General features: G+C 45.4%; 16 protein-coding genes. 4 read left to right on the top strand and 12 right to left on the bottom strand.

Features of this window, described 5'->3' with window-relative positions:
* Window positions 1-53: 53 nt before the first annotated feature.
* A complete protein-coding gene (locus HYN43_RS05695; protein WP_119408535.1) occupies window positions 54-1724 on the bottom strand; it encodes an alpha-amylase family protein in 1671 nt (556 codons plus the stop codon).
* 793 nt (window positions 1725-2517) lie between these two features.
* Here HYN43_RS05695 and HYN43_RS05690 point away from each other — a divergent pair.
* The 4 genes from HYN43_RS05690 (at window position 2518) to HYN43_RS05675 (ending at window position 9096) form a co-directional block, all read left to right on the top strand.
* Window positions 2518-3066: an RNA polymerase sigma factor gene (locus HYN43_RS05690; protein WP_162996328.1), complete on the top strand. Its 549-nt coding sequence runs from the start codon at window positions 2518-2520 to the stop codon at window positions 3064-3066.
* Between the two features lie 67 nt (window positions 3067-3133).
* A complete protein-coding gene (locus HYN43_RS05685; protein ID WP_119408533.1) occupies window positions 3134-4168 on the top strand; it encodes a FecR family protein in 1035 nt (344 codons plus the stop codon).
* A 131-nt stretch (window positions 4169-4299) separates the two neighbouring features.
* Complete coding sequence (locus tag HYN43_RS05680) at window positions 4300-7491, top strand: TonB-dependent receptor (RefSeq protein ID WP_119408532.1); 3192 nt, start codon at window positions 4300-4302, stop codon at window positions 7489-7491.
* 24 nt (window positions 7492-7515) lie between these two features.
* The gene (locus HYN43_RS05675; protein ID WP_119408531.1) at window positions 7516-9096 is read left to right on the top strand and encodes a RagB/SusD family nutrient uptake outer membrane protein; all 1581 of its coding nucleotides are present in this window, start codon (window positions 7516-7518) and stop codon (window positions 9094-9096) included.
* Window positions 9097-9337: 241 nt separating this feature from the next.
* On the opposite strand, the gene HYN43_RS05670 is transcribed toward HYN43_RS05675, so the two are convergent.
* The 11 genes from HYN43_RS05670 to HYN43_RS05620 all read right to left on the bottom strand — a co-directional run bounded on the left by HYN43_RS05670 (window position 9338) and on the right by HYN43_RS05620 (window position 24349).
* Window positions 9338-10639, bottom strand: coding sequence for a sensor histidine kinase (locus tag HYN43_RS05670; RefSeq protein WP_119408530.1), 1302 nt, complete (start codon window positions 10637-10639; stop codon window positions 9338-9340).
* Complete coding sequence (locus tag HYN43_RS05665; RefSeq protein ID WP_119408529.1) at window positions 10623-11996, bottom strand: sigma-54-dependent transcriptional regulator; 1374 nt, start codon at window positions 11994-11996, stop codon at window positions 10623-10625. Before HYN43_RS05665 ends, HYN43_RS05670 begins: the two co-directional genes overlap by 17 nt.
* Before the next feature lie 21 nt (window positions 11997-12017).
* Entirely contained in the window at window positions 12018-13202 is a 1185-nt protein-coding gene (locus HYN43_RS05660) for an ABC transporter permease (RefSeq protein ID WP_119408528.1), read from the bottom strand.
* A 25-nt stretch (window positions 13203-13227) separates the two neighbouring features.
* Window positions 13228-14454 carry an ABC transporter permease gene (locus HYN43_RS05655; protein ID WP_119408527.1) on the bottom strand — a complete coding sequence of 409 codons (1227 nt, stop codon included), beginning with the start codon at window positions 14452-14454 and terminating at the stop codon, window positions 13228-13230.
* Window positions 14455-14479: 25 nt separating this feature from the next.
* A complete protein-coding gene (locus HYN43_RS05650) occupies window positions 14480-15145 on the bottom strand; it encodes an ABC transporter ATP-binding protein (protein ID WP_119408526.1) in 666 nt (221 codons plus the stop codon).
* Between the two features lie 49 nt (window positions 15146-15194).
* Window positions 15195-16652, bottom strand: coding sequence for a TolC family protein (locus tag HYN43_RS05645; RefSeq protein ID WP_119408525.1), 1458 nt, complete (start codon window positions 16650-16652; stop codon window positions 15195-15197).
* Window positions 16653-16821: 169 nt separating this feature from the next.
* Window positions 16822-18069 carry an efflux RND transporter periplasmic adaptor subunit gene (locus HYN43_RS05640; RefSeq protein ID WP_119408524.1) on the bottom strand — a complete coding sequence of 416 codons (1248 nt, stop codon included), beginning with the start codon at window positions 18067-18069 and terminating at the stop codon, window positions 16822-16824.
* 211 nt (window positions 18070-18280) lie between these two features.
* Window positions 18281-18781 carry a hypothetical protein gene (locus tag HYN43_RS05635; RefSeq protein WP_119408523.1) on the bottom strand — a complete coding sequence of 167 codons (501 nt, stop codon included), beginning with the start codon at window positions 18779-18781 and terminating at the stop codon, window positions 18281-18283.
* Between the two features lie 98 nt (window positions 18782-18879).
* Window positions 18880-19245, bottom strand: coding sequence for a response regulator transcription factor (locus HYN43_RS05630; protein WP_245447166.1), 366 nt, complete (start codon window positions 19243-19245; stop codon window positions 18880-18882).
* 100 nt (window positions 19246-19345) lie between these two features.
* The gene (locus tag HYN43_RS05625; protein ID WP_119408521.1) at window positions 19346-20128 is read right to left on the bottom strand and encodes an NIPSNAP family protein; all 783 of its coding nucleotides are present in this window, start codon (window positions 20126-20128) and stop codon (window positions 19346-19348) included.
* Window positions 20129-20158: 30 nt separating this feature from the next.
* Window positions 20159-24349: a hybrid sensor histidine kinase/response regulator gene (locus HYN43_RS05620; protein WP_119408520.1), complete on the bottom strand. Its 4191-nt coding sequence runs from the start codon at window positions 24347-24349 to the stop codon at window positions 20159-20161.
* Window positions 24350-24562 lie beyond the last annotated feature (213 nt).

Below are 24562 nucleotides of genomic sequence, written 5' to 3'. Positions count from 1 at the left end.
GCCTTTGCGTGCTTAACTCTGCGCCAACCACGCTAAACAAAAAGAAACAAACTTTACGCCCAGTCAAAATCCACTACCCTACCGTTCAGTTTCCATTTAGATGGCGTTAAGGTTTCCATCCAATCCAAAGGCTGGCCAATTGGTTGTACCTTAGCAGCCTGCGCAAAGGCAATTTTTACCGCTTTCTTTTGCTCCTCGCCCATGGCTTCTGGCTGGCCTGAAATAAATAGCGGCGCGCCGCTTTCAGCCAATAATTGCAGCCATTGCTTATTGCGTTTCCATTCAATGTCTTTGGTAAGCCCTACACAATCACCATCAACCGCATAGAAAGCATTATGCTGCGGCAGGCGGAATGCCAGCGTGTTCACTCCCATTTTACGGGTACGGGCCCATTCGTGGCCACTGGTATCGTCGCCTATCCGGCAAAGTTCAAAAATACCTGCCGAGAGGTGGCTCATGGTATTACAGCCAATCACATAAATATTTTCGCCGGCAGCCTGGCGGATGGCACGGTACAAGCCCAATATGATCTCGGCATTGGTTTTCGACCTGTCATTAAAATGCCATCCCGGCGAAGTAAAGCTATCCTTCATATCAAAACCCCAGCGGCCGGTAATATCATAAGTGGTAAAATCATGCTTTACCATTTCATATCCCCATAACTTATACGCGTCAAAATTGTGCTGAATACGGGCAATATTTTCTGGAATGGTTGGATCCAGCGTCGGGTTTTTAGGATCATTTCTGCCCGGGATCTTGGGGGCCAGCAGACTGGCTTTTTCATCGTGCTTCGCACAAAGCGGGCGCATCCACAGGCCGGGACGCATGCCCAGTTTTTTAATGTCATCGCCCAGGATGTGCATATCCTTAAACTTATCATTAGGCTTTGAAAAATCGTCGTTCCAGCCACCATCACCGGGCAGTAACGGCGAATAGGTGGCCCAACCCGCATCGATAACCGAAAATGGTTTGTTGTTATGATCGGTAACCAGCTCGGCCATCATAGTGGTGGTTTTCCTGATCAGATCGGCCGAGTTATTGCCATACGCGAAATACCAATCGTTAATACCATAAACAGGTTGTTTCGGGATGCGCGGTTTATCACACATCATTTTGCAAAAGCGATGCGTTGCCGCGAAGGTGTCTTCGCCGGTTTGGGCGTTGGTGGCAATCACGTCGGCCGCATGCAGTTGCCTGTCGCCCAGTAATACGCCTACCCCGCCCGATGTGGCATCTAAAGTAAGTTCGATATTATCTGCATTCACTCCCCACCAGCAAATACTGTTGGCACCTGTTTTTACACCGAAGCAGGCGGTTTGCTTATCATCGTGGATGATTACATACCATGGGTTTTTAATGCCCGCGGCAAGGGTTTTCCATTGCAGGTCGCCGTATGAGCGTTCCCAATGGTCTCCTAAAAATTTGGCTGATGTTGGTGTATTGTGTTTCCACTTCAGGCGAACGGCGTTCAGTTCCTGTTTGGGCGATGACGCGTAAACTCCAAGCGCGTTGCCGTTGGTTTTCAGGGATACCGCTATTTCTTTAAAGGTATATTGTGATCCGTTGGTAGCCGTAAGTTTTACCCATTCGGTACCTGATTGCGCCCAAACCTCATCGGGCGAGTTGATTATAGAAGTTCCGTTTGATGCCGCGTGAGTGAGCCTGCTAAATAGCAATGCCGCGGATGTTGTTGCCGAAAGTTTTAGAAAATGCCGTCTTCGCATGGTTAGGTAATTGCAGTATTATTATCCGTTAAAGTTACATTTAAATTGGTTTACAACATTACTAAAAGGATTAAGCAAAAACTAATACGATTATATTAATTTATGAAAAAAAGCGCATCGGTTTACTTCGTTCCCTCAGGGTCTCTCGGAGATTTAAGTTTACCCACAAAACAGCATTGGTGAAATTGAATAGCAACTTGAGTTGAACCCCTCTGGGGTTCGGAAGGAGCGTAGCGTGTTTTTTCTACAAACCTTTACCCCTTCTGGAGGATTTCGATAATTTGTCAATCTTTTTATTTCTTTTATAGCACCATGATAGGTGCACCAGAGGTGCAAAACAAGACATTTAGCAGGTCCGATTTTTATGGGTAAACTTAAATCTTCGATAGACCCTGAGGAGACGGGAAGAAAAAAATCCTATCAATCCTAAAAATCTCCCCAAATCCCGGTTCAGAAAAAATCAGCGAAATCAACGTAATCATTTAAATCAACGGTTCAGAATATGGGCGTTGCCTGCGGCCCGGGCTATCCGCTCCAAGTCCTCGCCTTTCCCGCCCTCTATCCCAACTCTCGCTGTGGGCATTCCACTACTATCTAACGCGGCCCGCGCACAACCTCTCAAAAGTCAACCCCTCGCACAACGCCATCGCGTTTTTTTCACCCGCTTGATAGTACTCCAGGTGAAATAATTGTTTGACCATCCTCCCTCCCCCAAAGTTTAACAATAACTTAACACACAGCACCGCACATTGTAACAGCTTAGTGATATTATTGCCGAACTGACAATATGATAATGGAGGATATCGAATTACTGTCGAAAGTTAAGGCGGGTGACAGGGACGCTTTTAATTCTTTATTTCTGAAATACTATCCATTATTAGCTGATTTCTATCGCTTTTTAGGTGCAGGTACTGATGATGGCGAGGATGCCATTGCCGATGTTTTTTTAGACCTGTGGCTTAAACGCGATCGCCTGCAAGTTCACACGTCGATAAAATCATACGTGTACGGCGCTGTAAAAAACCGCATTTATACCCTAAACGGCAAAAATCAAAAAATGCAAGTCCTGCCCGAGGAGTATGCTTCGGAGCAACCCATAAGCAATCAACTCCACCCCGATGAGATCCTTTTCAGGAAAGAACGCCGCGTGATGATCCAGCGTTTTGTGGATGAACTGCCCGAACAAGGCAAACTCATTTTCATGATGCACTGGCAGCACCAACTGGAGCACCAGGAAATTGCCGAAATTTTAAATATCTCGCCCAATACTGTAAAAACCCATATATACCGGGCTATTAATTATTGCCGCAAGCGATTGCTATTGTTAAATAATCAGCAGTAATATTAACATTACATTAAATCGTAAAATCATGTAATCGGATTGTGCCGTTTTGAATACCTACCTCAAAATGGCATACATGGATGAACATCATTACCTATTGATTATAGGCTACCTGGAGGGAAAGATAACCGAAGAGGAAACGCAGTATTTATTGCAGAAAGTTCAGACGGATAAAGAATTTTCGGACGCGTTTGAAGATATTGCCGAGATCTGGTCGGCCAGGAAAGCTATTCCTAATAACAACCTTAGGGCTAATGATGCGCTGAACCGTATTAATAAAAAGATTGATGAGCTGGGGGCTATTCCGGATCAATCTGCTAAGCGCCATTCAAACACCATTATTTTAAAATTGAGACCTTTGCTGGCTATTGCTGCTTCGGTGCTATTGCTTGTCTGCTCGTTTTGGTTTTATAACAATCGCTTAAACAATAACTCTGCCGGTAGTTTGGCATTTACCGAAAACCGGACAACACCGGGGCAAAAGAAAAAGATCAGCCTGCCGGATGGTACCGTGGTTACCCTAAACGCCTCGAGTAACCTGCGCGTAACCGGCAATTTCGGCGATGAAAAACGAGAGGTTTATTTAGAAGGCGAGGCTTTTTTCGATGTAAAACGCAATCCCGAAAAACCATTTATTGTGCATACCGGCAAGGTGGCCACACAGGTATTGGGCACGCATTTCAACGTTTCGGCCTATGCCAATGATGCCAACATCACCGTATCGTTGGTACAGGGAAAGGTTCAGGTTGATATGAATAATGATCTATCCAAACGCATCATCCTCGACCCGGGCAAGCAAATGACCTATTCAAAAACCGATGGGCAGGCCCGCGTTACCGATTTTACAACCGAGGACATCACCGGCTGGAAGGAAAACAAACTGGTATTTAATTACGATAGCTGGACAGATGCCGCCAAAAAGCTAAGCCGCTGGTACGGCATCCCGGTGCAATTACAGGATAGCACCTTGCTGCGCTGCAAACTGAAAGGCACGTTCGAAAATATCCCGCTTACAAAAGTGCTGGGGCAAATCAAAATGGTATCCGATATCTCGTGGAAAATGCAGGGCAATACTATGATCATATCCGGAAAATGTAACTAAATAAAAACTGAATGAAATAAAGAAAAAGCATAAAACAACAACAGGCAGCATGATCAGATCATACCGCCCGTTCCGTAATCAGGTCCTCGCCAAAGGACCCAATTCAAATTAGTATTAGCAATCTCAAAAATATGAAAAAATATATATTCTCGCTTTTAAGCGCGATTTATTTACTGTGCGCTGTATTACCGGCCAACGCAGCCAAAATAAATCAAACTTCCGATCCGCTTTGTACCGTACAGGTATCAGGAAAATCAATAAAAGAAGTGTTTTCGTTAATCGAAAAACAAACCGGCTTACACTTTATACACAATGCAACCGAAGCACAGCTGAGCAAAAAGATCAGCCTGAACGCCAACAATCAACCTATCGACGATGTATTGAAAAAGATAGCCAAACAATCGGGCCTTTCTTTTAAACGTGAAGACCAGGTAATTTATGTACAAACCGCCGCCAGGTTGTTACGCGTTACCGGCAAAGTAACCGACGCGCAAACCGGCGAAGCCCTGCCCGGTGTTTCGGTAAAAATTAAAGAAAGCGCTGATGGTACCATTACCGATACAAACGGCAATTATCATATCGAAGCCGCCGAAAACGCCGTGCTTGTTTTCTCATTCATCGGCTACCAACTGCAGGAAGCCTCGGTTTCCGGCAGCAATCTTAACATCGCTTTACGTTCTGATCAAGCCGCTTTGAAAGAAGTTGTAGTTGTGGGTTACGGCAAACAATCGCGTAAGTTGTTGACCAGTTCTATTGTAACCGTTCAGAATAAAGATTTTAACCGCGGCGCGTTTAATAATCCTGCACAATTGCTGCAAGGTAAGGTAGCCGGGTTAAACATCACCCGCTCAGGCGATCCCAACGAAAGCCCTTCTATCAGCCTGCGTGGCCCATCAACCTTACGTACCGGCCAGGCACAAGAACCATTTTATGTAATTGACGGTGTGGCCGGTGCCGATTTCAGGCTGGTAACGCCCGATGATATCGAAACCATCGATGTATTGAAAGATGCTTCGGCGACTGCCATTTACGGTACCCGTGCGGCAAATGGCGTAATCATCATCACCACAAAAAAAGGTAAAAGCGGTCAAACTTCGGTTGCATACAATGCCTATGCAGGCGTTGAGAAAATAGCCAACAGCATTAAAATGATGAATGCAACCCAATTGGCCGACTACCTGAGCAAAAACAACCTCGCCCTTGATCCATCCGACCAGAAAGGCGCTAACACCAACTGGCAAAAAGAGGTTAGCCGCACCGCTTACTCGCAAAATCATAATGTATCCCTTGCAGGCGGTTTTAACCAAACCACCTACAGCGCATCGGTAAATTACTTTGATGATAAAGGTATTTTAAAAGGCAGCGCCCTTAACCGTTTCACCACCAAAATGGCGGTTGAGCAAAAGGCGTTTAATGATCGGTTGAAGCTGGGTTTATCGGTAAATAATTCAACCAGTAATTCGGATATCATCCCAAATCAAAACATTGTACTGTATAATATGCTGCGTTACCTGCCAACCGTGCCGGTAATGCAAAATGGCGCGTATACAGAAAACTTACAGCGCATTCAGTACTATAACCCGGCAGCTTTACTGGCCGATGCCTATCAGAAAACTAAAAGCAAACTGAGCTTAATAAACGCCACTGCCGAATTAAAACTACCTTTAGGCTTCACTTACAATATTAGCTTATCTACCCAAAACGAGCAGGTAAACGGCGGTTCATACTACAACAGCCAATACACTTTAGACCAGGGCGTGCATGGCGAAGCTTACCGCTCGGCATTTGAAAATACCCGTAAAGTTGGCGAAACCTTTTTAACCTACAACAAAAGCACCGGCAAACATGATATCAACGTACTGGCCGGTTACAGCTTGCAGGAAGATGTGAACGGCGATGGTTTCCAGGCCAATAACCGTAACTTCCCTACTGATGACATTGGTTACCTGAACATAGGTTTAGGTTCGCCTGCCGGTGATTTCAGGACTGATTGGGGACCAAACCTGTATCAAAAACTGCGTTTGATCTCTTATTACAGCCGCGCCAAATACAGTTACGATAACAAATACTTGTTGCAATTATCCTTAAGGCGTGATGGTTCGTCTGCTTTCGGAGCAAATAACAAATGGGGCACTTTCCCATCGGCATCATTGGGATGGAGGATCACCGAAGAATCTTTTATGCAAAACCAGCATTTGTTTAATGAGCTGAAACTGCGCGGCAGCTACGGTATCACCGGTAACTCACTGGGTTTCGATCCGTTGATCTCGCAGATCAAATACGGTTCGGCAGGTGCATTTTATTATAATGGGGTATTTACCAATTCTATTGGTCCGTCGCAAAATGCCAATCCCGATTTGAAATGGGAAAAAACCACGATGTACAATTTAGGCCTGGATTTTTCGATGTTTAACGGCAGGTTAAGCGGTACCATCGAGGCTTACGATAAAAAAACCAATGATCTGATCTACTTTTACCCGGTATCAACCACGCAATACTTTGTAGGTACTTTAACGGCTAACGTAGGTTCGATCTCCAACAAAGGCTACGAGGTTACCATCAATGCCACTCCTATTGTATCGGGCAGTTTTAAATGGAATACTTCGGTTAACATCGCCCACAACAAAAACAAACTGGTATCGCTGTCAAACAGTAGTTTTAAGCTCGATTCTATTCCGCAGGCAGAGCCGGGTGGCCAGGGTGAAACAGGTTATAAGGTACAGATCCTAAAAACGGGTTATCCTGTTGGCCAGTTCCTGTTGTATAAATATGCCGGTAAGGATGCCAACGGCGTATCGCAATTTTACAGCCATAACGGCGGTGTTACAACTACCCCAACATCTAAAGATTATTTCTACGCCGGTAACGCGCAGCCCAAATTAGTGTTCGGCTTCAATAACAGCTTTACCTACGGCAACTTTGATTTGAATGTTTTTGTACGAGGATCGCTTGGCGGAAAAATCCTTAACGCCACCCTGGCCGATCTGAACCGTACCAGCGATGTACGGAGTTACAATCTTCCTGCCTCATCGGCTAACGAATCGCCTAAAGATGTAAATGCTTACCTGTACTCTGATCGTTATATCGAAAGTGGCTCATACCTGCGCCTGGACAATGCTACCCTTGGTTATACCTTCCCTAAGTTCACTCCCGGCATCCGTAACCTGCGGGTGTATGTGGCGGGCAATAACCTGGCGGTAATAACCGGTTACAAAGGCATCGATCCCGAAATTTCATTAGGCGGGTTAACGCCGGGCATCGATAACAAGAATTTTTACCCGCGTACCAGGGCTTTCCTGTTCGGTTTAAGTGCAGCGTTTTAAATTATCCACCATTAAAAAATCAACATGAAAACTTCCATTCATAAATACTGCGCCATATTTTTTGCCGCAATAACCATATCATCATGTACCAAGGTTGATGTGCCGGTAGAGACCGAGTTAACGCCATCCAACTTCCCTACAACCACCCAACAGTTTATCCTTGCTTCGGGCGCTGCTTATGCACAGCTACGCGGCTCATTCGCCCAATCGTACTGGCAAATGCAAACCCTCAGCACCGACGAAGCCATTATGCCCGCCCGCGCCGGCGGCTGGCGCGACGGTGGCCGTTACCAGCAACTACACTATCACAGCTGGAATGCCGACCTGCCACAGGTTCAGGATGCCTGGACATGGGGTTTTGGTACTATTAGTACCTGTAACCGCATCATAGCCACATTTGCCACAGCGCCTGATAACGCAGCCAAAGCCACCACCATTGCCGAATTAAGGGCTACCCGTGCCATGATGTTCTTTTTCATGATGGATTTGTACGGCAATATCCCTGTGGTAACCACTTTCGGTTCGGCCGATAAACCGGCTACCATGGCCCGTAAAGATGTTTTTAACTTTATTGAGAAAGAGCTGAACGAGGTAATTCCTAACCTGAGCACCGTAGTTGACCAAACCACTTACGGCCGCCCAACGCAGTTTACCGCCTACGCCATTCTGGCCAAAATGTATTTGAACGCCGAGGTTTACACCGGTACCAACCGCTATAATGATGCCGTTAAAATGTGTGACAACATTATACAATCTGGCAAATTTGCTTTGGAGGATGATTACCTGAAAATGTTTTACCCGGATAACGGCCCCAAGGTTAAAGAGTTCATCTTCGCTATTCCTTATGATCATGCGCTGGCCCAGGGCGAACAGTTTAGCTGGTATTCGCTGCACCCGGCCTTGCAGGCTAAATATGGGTTGCTGTACCGTTTAAGTAACCCGTGCAGTACTATCCCATCATATTATGCACAGTTTAATGATCCTAATGACATCCGTACAAGCCTTTGGTTAATTGGCAAACAATATGATTTTGCAGGCAATCCTATTATCATTAAAACCACCAAAAAAGGCCTGGATGCTTCATACAGCGGCCCCGATCCTACCGCCCCGGTTGATTTCCAGTTAACTTTTACGCCTGATCTGACTTTGGTTGACGTTCCTACCTTCGAGGTTGGCGGCGATGAGCTGGGCAAAGCCAAAGGTATCCGCAATAACAAATACTACCCGGATGTTACCGCTACAGATCGTAACCAAAGCAATGATGTACCTGTTTTCCGTTATGCTGATGTATTGCTAATGAAGGCCGAGGCTATTTTACGTGGCGCTACCCCAACAAACGGCGAAACGGCTTTATCATTAGTTAATCAGCTAAGAGCTAAACGTAAAGCCGCCACCTGGAGCAGCGTCGATCTGCCAAACCTGTTACAGGAACGCGCGCGCGAACTAAACTGGGAAACCTGGAGAAGAAACGACCTGATCCGCTTTGGTAAATACGAAGAGGCCTGGGGTTACAAAACAGATAACGACGCTAACAAACGCCTGTTCCCAATCCCATCTGCCGAGTTGATCCTGAACCCGAAGCTTAAGCAAAATACCGGCTATTAATACCCCTATATAGTTCATTTTAAACGATGGCCGTCCCGAATGTTTTCGGGTCGGCTTTTTTGTTTTTTTGGAAGGAAATGAGTATTTTCTATTCCCTCGGGAGGGTTGCGGTGGATTGTGTAGTGGCAGGGAGGGATTTGTACGCCCTGTTTAATTAATACGCATGTTGGAGAAACCCCTCCCTATACCCTCCCACGGGAGGGAATCGCACACGACCTCCGCTTTTTACAGAAACTTGTTTTCACCCCCACCAAACCACAAACTCCGTTTGCCCCTCTACAACTGTTTTCAACGAAAACTCAAAGCCATGGTTCAGCATAATTTCGCGTACCAGGGTGAGGCCTATCCCCTGCCCATCCTTTTTCGTGCTGAAAAAAGGTGTAAAAAGATTTGCCTGTTGCCCGGCGCTAATGCCCTTGCCTGTATCCGTAATGGTTAGTTTTCTTTCCTTCAGATTGATGGCAAATGATACCGAGCCCTTGCCTTCAATAGCCTCGATAGCATTTTTAGTGATGTTGATAAAAGCCTGCTCCAACTGCTGTTCATCAGCCAAAATAGTTATCGGTGCTTCGGGCAAATCTATCAGTAATTCGACACCTTTTTCCCCGGCGCGGATAGCCATAAGTTTTACAACCGAGCCTATGAGCTTTTGCAAAACAACCGGCTGTTTATTAGCCGACGGCAATTTCACCAGGTCGGCAAAGTTGCGCATAAACAGGTTGAGGTTTTGGTTGCGGTCCATAGCTACCTGCAAGGCATCCTTTATCAGGTCGAAATCATGGCCCTGCCAAAGCTGATCTGTTTTCATAGCCGATTGCATGATGGAGTTTACCGGGCCAATGGTATTGTTCACTTCATGCGCCATCATCCTGATCACTTTGCCGTAAACCTTTTTCTCGGCCGCCAGGATCTCGGCGGTCAAATCCTCCATCATAATAAAATTGCGCGAAAAGCCCCTATCTATAAAATGCGATTTTTGAAGTTTGAAAGAATTGATACCATCAAGCTTAACGACAGTGGTCTCGCCGGATTTAAGCGCTTTGATGTGCGAAAATATAGGATGATTCAACTCACCTATCAACTCTCCCACCAAAGCTTTTTCATCCGTGCCGAGGGCTTGCAGGGCTTTTGGATTTACCTGTTGTATGCGGTCGTCAAAATCAAGGATAATGATGCCGGTTGGCGAGGTATGGATCAGTTTTTCTAAAAAGAAATGCTGCTGTTCCTGCCGGGTACGTTCGGTTCGTAATTCGTCCATCATCTGGTTATATACATTAATCAGTACGTCAACCTCCAGCTTACCAGTTGTTAAAAATTTAACATTAAAATCTTTGTCTTTTATAGCTTCGATGCCTTGCATCAGCATTTTTATGGGCAGTACCAGCTGACGATAAAGCTGGATAGCTATGGCTGCCGAAATCAATACAAAAGCCTCGGCTATGATAAAATATACCTTGTTATCGATAAAAATAAACCATGCCAGCACCAGGGTAAGCAGGTGCAGCATCAGCACAAATAAAATGTATTTAGTCCTCAGCTTCATCGTAAGGTATCTGGTACTTTTCCAGTCGCCGGTATAAGGCGCTGCGCGTGAGGCCCAGCGCCGCGGCCGCTTTGCTTATTTTGTTTTTATGGTGATCGAGGGCACGTTTTATCATTTCAACCTCTACCTCCTCTAAAGTTAATGTACCTACGCCCGGCAACTGCATATTTCCTTTTTTCACAGGCGATAGTTCCAACTGAGACCTGAAATCATCCACAGCCAGCTCGTCCCTCCTGCTCACTAAAATTGATCGTTCCACCAGGTTTTTTAACTGCCTGATATTACCCGGCAAAGGTAGCTGCTGCAACCACTTCATGGCCGATGGCGCAACGGATAGGTTTGGCCGGTTATAGATCTGCTTTAAATTATTTATAAAAAAGCTAACCAGCAAAGGGATATCCTTTGGCCGCTCGCGCAGGGCGGGCAGATAAACGGTGATGAGGTTGATACGATACAACAAATCTTCGCGGAAAGTACTGCGCGACACCATTTCGTTCAGGTTTTTATTGGTGGCGCAAACCACACGCGTATCAACAGTTTTGGTGCGGCTGCTGCCTAATACTTCGTAGGTGCGATCCTGCAATACCCGCAATAACTTTACCTGGCTCCCGGCATCCAGATCGCCTATTTCATCTAAAAAGATGGTGCCTTTGTTAGCCATTTCAAAGCGGCCTATCCTGTCAAAGCGAGCATCGGTAAAAGCGCCACGGATGTGACCGAACATCTCGCTTTCAAACAAGGAGGTTGAAATACCGCCCAAATTTACTTTAATAAAAGGTTTATTTCTGCGGAGGCTGTTTTGGTGGATAGCCTCCGCGATGAGTTCCTTACCCGTACCGCTCTCTCCCATAATCAGTACCGATGCATCGGTTGAGGCTACGCGGCCAATGGTTTCCAGTATATCCAGCATCCGGGTATCCTCGCCTACTATGTTTTCAAAGTTGTAGGTTTTATCAAGTTGTTTTCGGGTGCGGTGCTCGGTTTTTTTATCCTGTAGATCGAGCAGGGTTTTCACCGATTGGATGAGGTGCTCGTTTGTCCATGGTTTATTGATAAAATCGTTGGCACCCAGCTTCATACCTTTCACAGCCAGTTCAATGCTGCCCCAGCCGGTAATAAGGATTACCGGGATGGAGCTGTTGATGGCCTTGATCTTCCCGAGCAGATCCATCCCCTCACTGCCCGAAGTATCTATCGAAAAATTAAGATCAAGGATGATCAGTTCGGGGGCTTTTTTCTTAATAATTTTCAGCGCTTCGGAGGGCTCTTCGGTACTCACGGCATCGTAGCCCTCGCTTTTTAACAGCAGGATAAGCGAGGTGCGTACGGCAATATCATCATCAATAACCAGTATCATAACAGGCGGGTAATATCGTAATTATTCTTCGTGTAAAGCAACTGCGGGGTAAATGGCCGCGGCTTGTTTGCCGGGATATAATGAACAGATGAGCACCAGCAGGTAAACAAATAATATCGACAGCAGCATCCCCTCGATATAAATTTCGGCACGCAGATCAAACACATTCAGCAACGGAAACTGTACCGCGAAAAACGCCCCAACAATAAGCGCCAGCGTAGCCAGAATCATAGATTCGGATACCAGTTGTGCCGATACCGAGTTACCGGTAGCACCTATCGCCCTGCGCAAACCTATTTCGCCTTTGCGTTTGTTGATGTTATACCACAACACCCCAAACAAGCCAAGCGCTACGTTAATAACCAAAAAGGTGCTTACAATGCCCAGCACAATCATCGGCACCAGGGCAAAGTAATTAGTGCTCCTTAATTTATTGGTTAGATGCTCAATTTCCACGTTAGAGTTTTTCATGTAGTTGGCCATGGTTTTATACAGCTTACCTTCAAACGCGGCATCAGAACCGGGATCAACTTTTACCAGGATCTTGCTTAGCCAGCGGAATGAACCGGTATCTGTGCGGAAATATTCTCCCGGACCGGGATTAGCATAATTACCATCTTTTTTCACGGCCTGGATAACCCCTACTACCCTCATTTTATTTTTATCGTCATCGCCCCCTAAAAGCTTACCCACTGCCGACTCTTTGCCGAAAGTGACTTCTTTTAAATTATTATCGATAATAACCGGGCGGTTTTTACTCACCGCATCCTCCTTGTTAAACCAGCGGCCCTCGAGCAAGGTAAGGTTCAAAACATCCTTGTAGCTATCTTCGGCTGTGTAATTGTTGATGTGATCAATGTGTTTACCCTTATAGGTCATCCCACCGTTATTAATTTGCTGAGAAAATGGGGTATTGCCGCTTACAAAGCTTATTTCGCGCACATGCGGTAACGATTTGATGGTTTTACGCAGGGTTTCGTAATACAGGTTGAGCGAATCGGTGTTTTTGGTTTGATACGAGTTGCCGTAATTAATAACCCATACGTTTTCGTACTCCAGGCCCATCGGTTTTTTGTAGTTATCGTAGTAATACATCATCAGCGTAAATACCGCGAACAATACCAGGAAGGATACCAGCATCTCGGTCATGAGCAAAAAATTCTGCTTCTTTTTATTCCAGATGAGTTTAAATAAATGCTTAAACATAATATTTTGATTTAAGGTTGAATAATTATTGTGCCTTGAGCGCCGTTACCACATTTAGTTTTGACATGCGCCAGGCCGGGTAAACACCCGAGATAAAACCAAATACAAGGCAAACCAGCATGCCAATAAACAGTACCGAAAAGTTGATGCGTAGCTCGAGGTTAGATATCAGATCGGCATTGTTAATAACAGATAAGGCCGCCACCGATAGCACCACGCCAATAACACCACCCAACAACGTAAGAATCAGGTTTTCGACAATAAACTGGTAAACCAATGTTTTTGATGATGCACCGAAAGCTTTGCGCACCCCAATTTCAGACGAGCGCTCCATAATGCGGGTAATGTTGATATTGACAAGGTTGAGCGTTGGCAGCAACGTAAATATGAACACAAAAATACTGATGGCTGTAACAACGATAACTACACCCGATTGCTTTTCGTTCCCGGTATCCACATAACTCCTGAAAAAAGTATTGGCATGGCTGTAAACATGCTTAAAATCCTTACGCTCAACCGGTACCCTTTTAATGAGGTTTTCATACTCGGCCTGCATTTTGGGTACATCGCCCGGTGTAGCTGCGAGCAAAAAAGCCATATAGGCACCGCTGTAACTTTTATCCTTATAATCGGCTTTTGATACAGTGTACGGCAGATAGATATCGCTGTACATCATGTAGTTGGTAATGGGTACGTTTTTTACCACACCAATTACGCGGTAGTTTACGTTATCAGCCTCGAAGTATTTACCCACTACCGATGGCGCATCGCCAAAGTACTGCTTTTTCATATCCTCAGATATTACCGCAACCCTATCGGCATTGCTTACTTGTTGCTTATTGAAAGGCTTGCCTTCGGTAAAATCATGATCAAGCACATCCCAGAAATCGGCATTGGTGTATTTGTAGCTTACCGATATTTTTTTGTTGTTAACATAAGTATTGGTACCGCTAAACATGGATGAAATGCCCACCTTAACCGGCGTTTTCATCATTCCGGTATAGTGGCTCAAAAAATAATACGATACCGTGCCCGATTGCATGGTGCCATCGCCAACCTGGGCAATACGGTTGATGTAAAGCATCCTGTCGCGCTTTTTATCGGGGTAATTATCGTTTATTATCTTATCGATAAAGGCGGTTAACACCATCAGTATGGTAAGCGTAAAGCTGATACCGAACAAACTGATAAACGTAAAAAACTTGCGGCGTTTAAGTACCGCTATGGCTATTTTAAAATAGTTTTTAAGCATGGTTGTAAATTTTAAAACAGTGTAATTACAAAACCTGGGCACCATCAAACAGGCGCACCAAACGGTGGGTTTTATGGGCCATATTTTCATCGTGCGTTACCATTACTATGGTGGTACCATCGTTACGGTTAAGGTTGATGAGGATATCCATAATCTCGTTACCCATGGCGCTATCCAGGTTACCGGTAGGCTCATCGGCCAAAATAATTTCGGGCCGGCCTACAATGGCCCTCGCAATAGCTACGCGCTGGCGCTGACCGCCCGATAATTGCGTTGGAAAATGCTTTAAACGATTTGCCAGTCCTACTTTTTCCAAAGCTTCAGCAGCCAGTTCGCGCCGTTGTTTGGCGGTGGTATCGCGGTAAAGCAGGGGCAGTTCCACGTTATCCAGCACCTGCAAATCGTTAATGAGGTGATAGCTCTGGAAAATGAACCCAAGCTTTTTATTGCGGAATTGCGCCAGTTGCTTATCATTCATGCCCTCGGTTTTTTGATCATCAATCCTGATATCGCCTTTTGAGGGGGCATCCAGCAGGCCCATAATGTTAAGCAGGGTACTTTTGCCACAGCCCGATGGGCCCATGATGGATAAAAACTCGCCTTTGGCCACGTCAAGACTTACGCTGTTAAGGGCCAGGGTTTCGATGGTATCGGTGCGGTACACCTTTTCAATGTTTTGTAAACGGATCATGATATTAATGTCGATTTAGTGAATTAGTGATTTAGTGAATTATGGGTGATTAGTTATAGGTGATTTTTTTGTTTGTTTCAAAGTCGTAAAGCGAAAGGTAGCGCAGTTGGTAATAGGCTCCCCAAAAATCGCGGAGGGCGGCCACGTAATCGCGCTGGGCCTGGTCGTTTTCGCGGAAGGCTATGCCGAGGTCGGTAATGCTCAGGTCGCCCAACACGTAGCGTTCGCGGGCTATCTGGTATTTTTCGCCGGCTATGCTATCGGCGCGGGCGGTGTACACCAGCTGCTCTTTCATTACATTAAACAGCGATACCTGGGTTACTATCTGTTGCTTAAAAGTTTGCTTATCCTGCTCAACGGCATACTCGGTAAATTGCTGGTTGGCCAAGGCTGTTTTAGCACGAGATTTCGACCGCCCCCAATCCAGTATCGGGATAGATAGCTGTACCTGCAATTGCTGCTGGTTTTGCGGGTTCTTGTATACATCCGGAATGTTGGTTGCCGTGTTCGAGAAACCGAGATTGGCGGTAAGCGTAGCCGTTAAACCATTTTGCCCTTTGGCTTTCGCTACATCCCTTGCCGCCTCGGCCAGTCTGCGTGAAAAAGCGATGGCGTCTGAGCGGTTTGCATAAGCTTCGGCCAGTACCTTTTCTGATGATACAATCATCCTGCTGATGTTTTTTGGCGCTTCCAGCACAATTTTACCGTCGCCCTCCTGCCCGGTAAAGCTGCGTAGGTTTAAGGTGGCAATTTCCATATCGCGGCGGGCTGTGCCAACCGCTTTTTGCGCGTTAATCTGTTCCAATTGCAATTGCAGTATCTCGTTTTTGGATACCTTGCCCAATTCGTACTTCAGGTTGGCCACTTTCAGTATTTTTTCTGTATTGGCTAAATTGGTTTCGGCAATTTTAAGGTTTACCTGGGCCAGGAGCAGATCGAAAAAATAGCCTTCCACATCAATAGCTATTTTTTCCTGGGCCTCGATGTAGGCCTGTTTGCTTTCATTAAATTTTAAGGGCTCAATCTTTTTATCCCATTTCAAACTGTTAAACTGAAACAGCGGCTGCGAGTAGCCAATGCCATACGGGATACCATTGTACAATACATTATGCCTGTCGAAATCGTCAAAACGCTGCAACTGGGTTGTACCATAAATAGTACCGCCGGTAGCAGTAATGCTCTGGCTAAAATTAAGCGCCAGCGATGAGTTATCATTATGCACCGGCTGGAACAATATGGTACCATCTGGCTGCTGCACCTGCGTGAAAGTTTTGGTGTAACCCGGCAAAATACCGCTTAGGGCCAGCTGTGGCTGATAGTTTGATTTGTAGGTGCGGTATTCCCAATATTTGGTTTCGCGCACGGTAGCGGCCTGTTTGGCTGCTATGGAGTTGGCCTTGGCCAGCTCAACCACCTGCTGCAGGGTTAGCCGCAGGGTATCGCTACCGCTGCGGGCTAATGCAGTTGTGGTTAAGGTTGATAATAATATGATGTATAGATATTTCATTGTTAATGTCTTTTTTTCCCTGGTTATTGTTGGCGCCATCAAGTCCCCGCCCCGCTGTTGTTGGTGTTGTCACCAACAACTTTTCGAGGCCCTACGTTCGTCTCCTTACGATAACCCGCGTTCCCCGTATGGCTAGAGCTGTTGGTGACAAAACCAACAGCGGCGGGCGTTAATTCTTCACCGTCACTTCCTTCGAGTTTTTATACTCACTCATATCCGATGTAATCACCACGTCGCCCGGTTTTACGCCGCTCTCTATCTCTACAAAATCAAAATTGGTGAGGCCGATGTGCACCGTACGCCTTTCGGCTTTGCCATTGCTGAGTACAAAAATGTCCTGCACCGTCGGGCCTTTAAATGCCGGACCGTTGGCTACCCGCATAATTTTGCTGTGCGTGGCCGTCACCAAAAACACATCTACCTTCATATTCGGCCGAAGTAGTTTGCTGGCACGGTCATCCAGTTGCACCTCGAACGAGATAATGCTGTTTTGTACCGATGGGGACACGTTGCTCACATGCCCGCGTAACAGCGCATCATTAATGCGCACTATTACCGGCAAACCGCTGTGCACCTGATCGGCCGAGTTATCCGAGATGCTTCCCTGGATTTTAAAGCTGCCCAAATCGGCAATGCGGGCGAGGGTTTCACCTTCATGAATGGTAGCGCCGATATTTTTATTTACATAGGTTACTACCCCGGCACGGGTAGCAACTACATTGGCAAGGTCTAACTTACGTTGCAGTGCATTCAGGTCATTTTGCTGGATATCGGCGGCGATCTGCGCCTCCCTGATCTCGATCTGCATAGTTTGCTGTTTGCTTTTGATCTCGTTTTCAAGTTGCTTTTTTTCCAGCTGGGCAACTTTCAGGTTCAGTTCGGCCTGTTCAATACCCTCGCGAGTGCCGCCGCCGGCTTTATACAGGCGTTTGGCATTTTCAACCGCATCGGCAAGGTTGCTGATGCGCAGTTGCTTGATATCATTGTTGGATTTGATATCGTAGAAGCTTTTATCCAGATCGAGCTTGGATTTGGCAATCTCGGCACGTTTGGTTTCGAGCTGAAATTTTTGTTTTTCGAAATCGGTTTGGGTGGCCGATTTATCGAGCGTTAACAACGACTGGCCCGGTTTTACTTTATTGCCTGCATCTGCCAAAGCGCTTTTTATCGATGCATTGATGGGGCTGGTGATAATCTCTTCAAACTCGGGCAAAACTTCGCCGCTGGCATTGAGGGTATTTTCGATATTACCTACCTCAACAGTAGCAGCAGTAATTTCCGACCGGTTGATGGATGATTTAATGTATCCCCGTAAAAGCCATACAGCAAATACCAGTACGGCAATAACTATGATGACAACCAGCGCCGTTTTTTTGCGTTTGGCCGATGTAACTTCGAGTGCTATTTCCTTATCCATTGTGATAATTTTGGATAAGAGTTTGCAAGAGCTATACCAATATTAAATATCTAATTATCAGAATATTAAAAAAATTAGATTTTAAAAAAGTGATCGATATCGGACAAAAGTTCCGTAAATGAACCTCTTTATCTCCCTGTAGATGCCTGATGAGCAGGCATAAAAAAAGGCACCACTAATGTGGCGCCTCTCAGTAGTTTTTACCAAAAACTTAGTTAATCTTAACGTTAAACTTGCCGTTGGTTATAACTTTATGTTTGGCAACTCCCATATCATCGCCAATTATATTGGTGAGGTTACCTTTAAAAGTGCCCTGGTAAGCACTCACCGCAGCCGAAGTGATGTTAACGGTAACCACCTTAGTGGGATCGGTATCATCATTAACATAATCATCAGTTGTTGTTGAATACACTGCAAGCACTTTATCGTTGTCGTCCGCCGCTGTCGAGGTGTATACTTTGCCGGTGGTAATATTGCCGGGTAGTGTGATATTCAGTGTGTCTTTATTGGCAACGCCCTGGATATTGGTATAACTTTTTCCTTCCACAACAGCATGAACGGCTACCACATTGGTAAAATTAATATTTGTGCCATCTACAGTTGCCGAAAGGGTACTGTTGGCAGCAACATCGTCCGATTCTTTATCGCAGCTGTTTAACGTAAAGGTGCCTATAACAAAGGCTAATAATAAGGCAGGTTTCCTGATATTCATGTTAATTTAAGGGTTATGTAATTTATAAATTGGAATGTTTAAGCTTTGTACGTGTATTAATACAAATATGCTACAATATGGTTTAATATTTTTAAGCTTTAAACACCGCCAACGGTTAAAAGTTTTTTTATTTTGGTAAGCAGATCATCTATATCAAACGGCTTGGCCAAAAAATCATCGGCCCCGGCTTCAAACGCCGATTTTTCGATATCATGACTGGCCGAGATCATGATCACCGGCATTTTTTTGGTAAGCTCCTTATTTTTCAACTCCCGGCATACATCGCGCCCGTCAGAGCCCGACATCCAGATATCAAGCAGCAGCAAATCGGGCAAACCACTTTCCATGGCCAGCACGGTAGCGCCGTTGGCGGTTGACGAAACTTCGTATCCTTCAAAATCCAGTATAATCTCTACAGCATCAACAATTCCCGGATCATCATCCGCAATCATAATTTTCTTCATATTTCCCACGTACGCATTGGGCCGCAAAAATCAGGCCTTGAGGGTAATTAGCAAAGTATTATCAAAATAAAGTTTAAACCGGGTGACAAGCTTCTATCAATTAAAAATCGGAGTAATCTGCCGGGCGAAGAAAGATGATATCGGCATGCGATACATTGTGCTGATATTCAGGCTTAGCCGAAAGCGTTTTCCAGTAAGCATCCTTACCAAAGGCGTCCCAATGCTTGTCGCGGTCGTCCATACTGTTAAAAGTGGTCATGTACATTAAATTGGGCATGCGGCTGCCAGCAATAACTTCCGAATAAAATACTGCATTAAAACCCAGTCGCTTAAAAAGGCCAATCTCATCGCCCAGGTTAAACATGGTTACTTTGTTTACGTTGTATTTTTCGGTGGGGCTTTCGTAGCTGCGCAACTCGTAAACCCTATCGGCTTTATTAGCGGTTAAATTTGGAACATCTGTTGATGGCATCCCCGGGAAAGCCTGCAGAATGATGGTTTCAATGCGGGTGTAGGGCTGTTCATTGTAAACCGCATCAATGTAATCCTTACCATCGGCAAGGTAACTGGCATCCGCCTGTAATTTCTGATCAATGCCCATCAATTTATCCCATGATTGGAAAGGCGTAAACACGTAAATCAACCTTGCGGTGTCCTGTTGTTTCAGGGGCTTAAACACACCTACATTTTTTACTCCTGCCCGGTGCAGAGCCGGGATATAAGCCTGCTGCAGGTAATGCTCAATTTTATCTTCCTGGGCCTGGGTTTTGTAATGGTATACTTTAAGCTGATAATAATTACGTGATGGTGCGGCGGCAAACGTTGCCGACAAGATGAAAAAACATCCTATTAAAGCTAAAGCGGGTTTAAAAAAGCGGTTCATAGTAAATGGTTATTGGGCCGTAAATATAACTCAATTAAGCAAACTTGTGTTTTGTCCGTTTATATATTTTCCCCAGCGTTCCAACATTTCCATCAGGTCGGATAGCTTCATCGGCTTGCTCAGGTAATCGTTCATCCCTGCATCCAAACAGGCCTGCCTGTCTTCAGGCATGGCATTGGCCGTCATGGCTATGATAACCGGCTGCTCCTGCATATTGCTACGGATAAAGCGTGTGGCTTCCAGGCCGTCCATTTCGGGCATCTGCACATCCATCAGTATCAGGTTATAATGTTTGGTGGCCATAGTGTTAAGTGCCGCATGCCCGTTTTCGGCAATATCCGGATGATAGCCCATTTTGGTTAGCATATGCACTGCCAGTTTCTGGTTAATCAGGTTATCCTCGGCAATCAATATCTCCATCGGGTAGTTTTTGGCAAACTCGGTGGTAAAAGCAGTTTGTACAGGCTGATACTCGTTTTTAATACTACTGCCGGTTTTTAATTGCTCAACAATATGCTTATGCAATAGGTTATGCTTGGTTGGTTTGGTTAAAACCGCACTAAAAACATTATCCTCTCTTTTACTCTGCTCACTTCCTATCGAGCTTAACAAGATAACCGGCATTTCCGGAAACTTCTTCCGCACCTTTGTAGCCAGTTCAAGGCCGTCCATCTCGGGCATGCTCATATCGGTTATCATCAGGTCGATAGCCCGGCCTTTTTTGTTAAGCACCTTCAGCGCTTCGCTGCCCGATGCTACTACCACCGGATCGTACTTCCATTGCTTTAGCTGTGTATCAATGATATCGCGGTTGGTTGCGTTATCATCCACAAATAAAATGCGCTTATTTTCAAGCTCGGCAAGGTTAAGGTAAACATAGTTGCGTTTTACCTTTTGCCCTACTTTTGATTTGATAGTGAACGAGAACACCGTACCCCTGCCCACTTCGCTTTGCACAGCAATTTCGCCACCCATCAGCCTGATCAGTTTTTCGCTGATAGCCAAACCTAAACCGGTACCGCCATACTTGCGCGTAGTGCTCGAATCAACCTGCGAGAACGGTTTAAACAAACGTTCCAACTTATCATCCGGAATCCCGATGCCTGTATCCCGGATCCTGAATTCCAGTTCCAGGTCATCTCCCTCCTGTGCTTTTACACCAACGCCAATAAACACCTCGCCCTGGCTGGTAAACTTAACGGCGTTCCCCACCAGGTTTATCAGGATCTGCCGCAGGCGTAATGAATCTGAAATAATCTGCACCGGCACATTATGCTCAACCTGGTAAACCAGATCGAGATTGAGGCGCGAGGCCTTCTCGGCAAAAACATCCAACACACCTTCAATACAATCGCGCAGGTCAAAATCTTCCTCATCCAGCTCCATATTGCCCGATTCTATTTTGGAAAAATCAAGAATATCGTTAATTACGGTTAACAGCGCATCGCCGCAGTTTTTAATGGTTTCGGTATATTCTTCCTGCTCGGGGCTTAGTTTGGTGCTGGCCAGCAGAGAAGCCATACCTATAACACCATTCATAGGCGTACGTATTTCGTGGCTCATGGTAGCCAGGAAAATACTTTTGGCTTTATTGGCATTTTCGGCTTCTTCGCGGGCAATTTCGCTGGCCTGGCGGGCAAGCCTTTCGTTGGCCGTCATTTTAACCAGGCTCTCGGTACGCTCTTTTACCTGGCGCTCCAACACCGTTTTTTGGGCTTTTAAAAACTTTACCCGGTACCTGAAAATAAAATAAAGTAACGATACAAATGCAACCGCGGCAATCAGTTCAAACCACCAGGTTAGCCAAAACGGCGGCACAATGGTAATTTTTAATCCGGCCGTAACAGGCGACCATAAGCCCGAAGTGTTTTGATACCTCAGCTTAAAAACATAATTACCCGGGGGCAGGTTAGTGTACGATGCTGTATTGCGGCTGCCTACGTTGTTCCAGTCTTTATCAAAATTTTCGAGAATGTAACTGTAGTTCTTTTTATCTACCGATGAATAATCGAGCGCGGCATATTGCAGGGTAATAACTGATTGTTTGTACGAAAGCCTGAGGGCACGGGTATCGGCTATATCTTCCTTTAAAGGCGATGGGTCTTCGGCATCGCGTGCTATTTTCACGGTTTTGTTAAACAGCTGAAAATTAGTAATAACCAATGGCATAAAACCCGATGGTTTCAGGATTTGCTGCGGCGTAAACGAGTTAAAGCCATTAATGCCTCCAAAATAAATCCGCCCATCGCGGGTTTGCAGGGCCGAGTGCGATTTAAACTCTTCGTTCTGCAAACCATCCTCTATGGTGTAGTTTTTAAAAGTACGCTTAACCGGATCATAGTTTGATAGGCCATTGTTGGTGCTGATCCAAAGCGTACCCAGCTTATCTTCGCGCACAGCGTAGATCACATCGCTGGGCAAACCATCCTCGGTAGTAAAAACGGTAAAATGTTTGGTAACCGGGTTAAACAGGTTTAAGCCCGATAGGGTGCTGATCCAGATGCGGCCTCTACTATCCTCAAACAAATCGGGGATGCTGTTATTGCTGATGCTGTTCTTTTTTTCATCGTGCTGAAAACGGGTAAAAGCACCTGTTTTCCTGTCCATCAAATTTAAGCCGGCATCGAAGGTGCCTACCCAAAAGTTTCCTTTTTTGTCCTCCAGCAGGGCGTAAACCCTGTCGCTGCTGATACTTTTCGGATCGTTGGGATCATACCTGAATGCCGAAAAATTACCCGATGTGTTATCATACAAATCAAGCCCGCCGTTGTAGGTGCCCACCCACACCTGTCCATCGCGGGTTTGGGTAAGCGCGTAAATATTATTATTGCTCAGGCTGCCGGGCTTTAAGGCATCATGCTTATAGCGGGTAAACTTACCTGTTGCCGGGTCAAGGCGGCATAAGCCATCGGCCCAGGTACCTATCCAAAAGCTACCTTTTTTATCTTCAGTAATATTCAATACGTAGTTGCCTGCAAGGCTGTTGGGGTTGCCGGCTTCCTGCATGTAATGTTTAACGCTGCCATCCTTTTTAAATACATCAACCCCGCCGCCATCGGTACCCACCCAAATGTTTTGGTTCCTGTCTTCCTGCAGGCAAAGCACAAAATTATTGGCCAGGCTATTGGGGGACGAATTGTGCCTGTAGTGCGAAAAGCTTTCGGTACTGCGCTTGTACAGGTTAATGCCGCCGCTAAATGCACCAAGCCACATATTACCCATCCTATCGCGGCAAATACAATAAATGGAGTTACCGTTTATGCTGCTGCGGTCAATGTCATCGTGCTGATAAGTGACTATTTTACCGGTGGCCGGGTTAAGGATACTCACCCCGCTGTTTTCTGATCCAACCCAAAGGTTGCCGTTCAAATCCATGCCAAGGCTTAAAACCGTATTTCCGGATATGGTATTTGGGTTTTTATCATCGTGCAGATATCGTTTAAAGGTACCTTTATCGTCGTTTACCAGGTTAAGGCCCCCGCCTTCGGTACCTATCCAGATGCGGCCGGCGTTATCTTCATAAATGGTGCTTACATAACTGCCCGACAGACTGCTATTATCGCCTGTTTTGTTTTGATACCGACTAAAAGTGCCGCTCTTTTTATCAAAAAGATTTAAACCACCGGTAAGCGTACCTACCCATAACCGGTGCTTCGAATCTTCTTTTAAAGCCGTTACATCATCATCACTAAGCGATGATCTGTCGGCTTCGGAGTGCTTGTAATGGGTGAATTTATTTTGTTTGATATCAAACCTGTCGAGCCCCCCTTTTTGACTGCCTATCCACAAAATGCCTTCCTGATCAAAAATAAGTTTGTTTACAAAATTGCTGGAGATGCTGTTGGGGTTGGCATTATCATGAAAATAATGGATAAAATGCCCGGTTTTACGCTCAAACTTATTAAGGCCCGATAAGGTGGCCAGCCAGATGTTCCCCTCTTTATCCTCGGCAATATCGGCTACCAGGTTGCTGCTTAATGAATTTCCGTCCTGTATACTATGCTTGTAAATAACGAAGCCATAGCCATCGTAACGGTTAAGGCCATCGCGGGTGCCAATCCACATAAAGCCCCGGCTATCCTGCACAATGGCACTCACGTTTATTTGCGACAGACCCTCGCGGGTGCCGATGTGCTCAAACTTCAGGCTTCTATCCTGCGCAAAGCCGCTTTGAGCCATCAGCACAAAAGCTACAATAAATAAATATTTAAAAATCCTCACTATAACGGATTGTATTGACTTTTAACAACAATGAAAAAAATTTTCGCCCTTAACACGGGAGACAGGTTTATATATCAGCTTATACGGCTGAGGTATTTATAAGTTTAATATATGTAATAAAATAGCTACAAACAAGCAACAGCCTAATTTTATTGCTGAAATGATAAAAAAGTATCAAATAAAAAACGCCCCCCGACATATACCGGAGGGCGT

The sequence above is a fragment of the Mucilaginibacter celer genome (genome assembly GCF_003576455.2).
In the GTDB taxonomy this organism is placed as follows: domain Bacteria; phylum Bacteroidota; class Bacteroidia; order Sphingobacteriales; family Sphingobacteriaceae; genus Mucilaginibacter; species Mucilaginibacter celer.
This window is presented reverse-complemented; position numbering and strand designations above follow the sequence as displayed.

Excerpts from the sequence above, each read along its gene's own strand:
- HYN43_RS05655 (WP_119408527.1), bottom strand. The coding sequence starts at position 14,454 with ATGCTTAAAAACTATTTTAAAATAGCCATAGCGGTACTTAAACGCCGC.
- HYN43_RS05690 (WP_162996328.1), top strand. The coding sequence starts at position 2,518 with ATGGAGGATATCGAATTACTGTCGAAAGTTAAGGCGGGTGACAGGGAC.
- HYN43_RS05665 (WP_119408529.1), bottom strand. The coding sequence starts at position 11,996 with ATGATACTGGTTATTGATGATGATATTGCCGTACGCACCTCGCTTATC.
- HYN43_RS05635 (WP_119408523.1), bottom strand. The coding sequence starts at position 18,781 with ATGAATATCAGGAAACCTGCCTTATTATTAGCCTTTGTTATAGGCACC.
- HYN43_RS05675 (WP_119408531.1), top strand. The coding sequence starts at position 7,516 with ATGAAAACTTCCATTCATAAATACTGCGCCATATTTTTTGCCGCAATA.
- HYN43_RS05645 (WP_119408525.1), bottom strand. The coding sequence starts at position 16,652 with ATGAAATATCTATACATCATATTATTATCAACCTTAACCACAACTGCA.
- HYN43_RS05695 (WP_119408535.1), bottom strand. The coding sequence starts at position 1,724 with ATGCGAAGACGGCATTTTCTAAAACTTTCGGCAACAACATCCGCGGCA.
- HYN43_RS05685 (WP_119408533.1), top strand. The coding sequence starts at position 3,134 with ATGGCATACATGGATGAACATCATTACCTATTGATTATAGGCTACCTG.
- HYN43_RS05680 (WP_119408532.1), top strand. The coding sequence starts at position 4,300 with ATGAAAAAATATATATTCTCGCTTTTAAGCGCGATTTATTTACTGTGC.
- HYN43_RS05640 (WP_119408524.1), bottom strand. The coding sequence starts at position 18,069 with ATGGATAAGGAAATAGCACTCGAAGTTACATCGGCCAAACGCAAAAAA.
- HYN43_RS05650 (WP_119408526.1), bottom strand. The coding sequence starts at position 15,145 with ATGATCCGTTTACAAAACATTGAAAAGGTGTACCGCACCGATACCATC.
- HYN43_RS05630 (WP_245447166.1), bottom strand. The coding sequence starts at position 19,245 with ATGAAGAAAATTATGATTGCGGATGATGATCCGGGAATTGTTGATGCT.
- HYN43_RS05660 (WP_119408528.1), bottom strand. The coding sequence starts at position 13,202 with ATGTTTAAGCATTTATTTAAACTCATCTGGAATAAAAAGAAGCAGAAT.
- HYN43_RS05670 (WP_119408530.1), bottom strand. The coding sequence starts at position 10,639 with ATGAAGCTGAGGACTAAATACATTTTATTTGTGCTGATGCTGCACCTG.
- HYN43_RS05625 (WP_119408521.1), bottom strand. The coding sequence starts at position 20,128 with ATGAACCGCTTTTTTAAACCCGCTTTAGCTTTAATAGGATGTTTTTTC.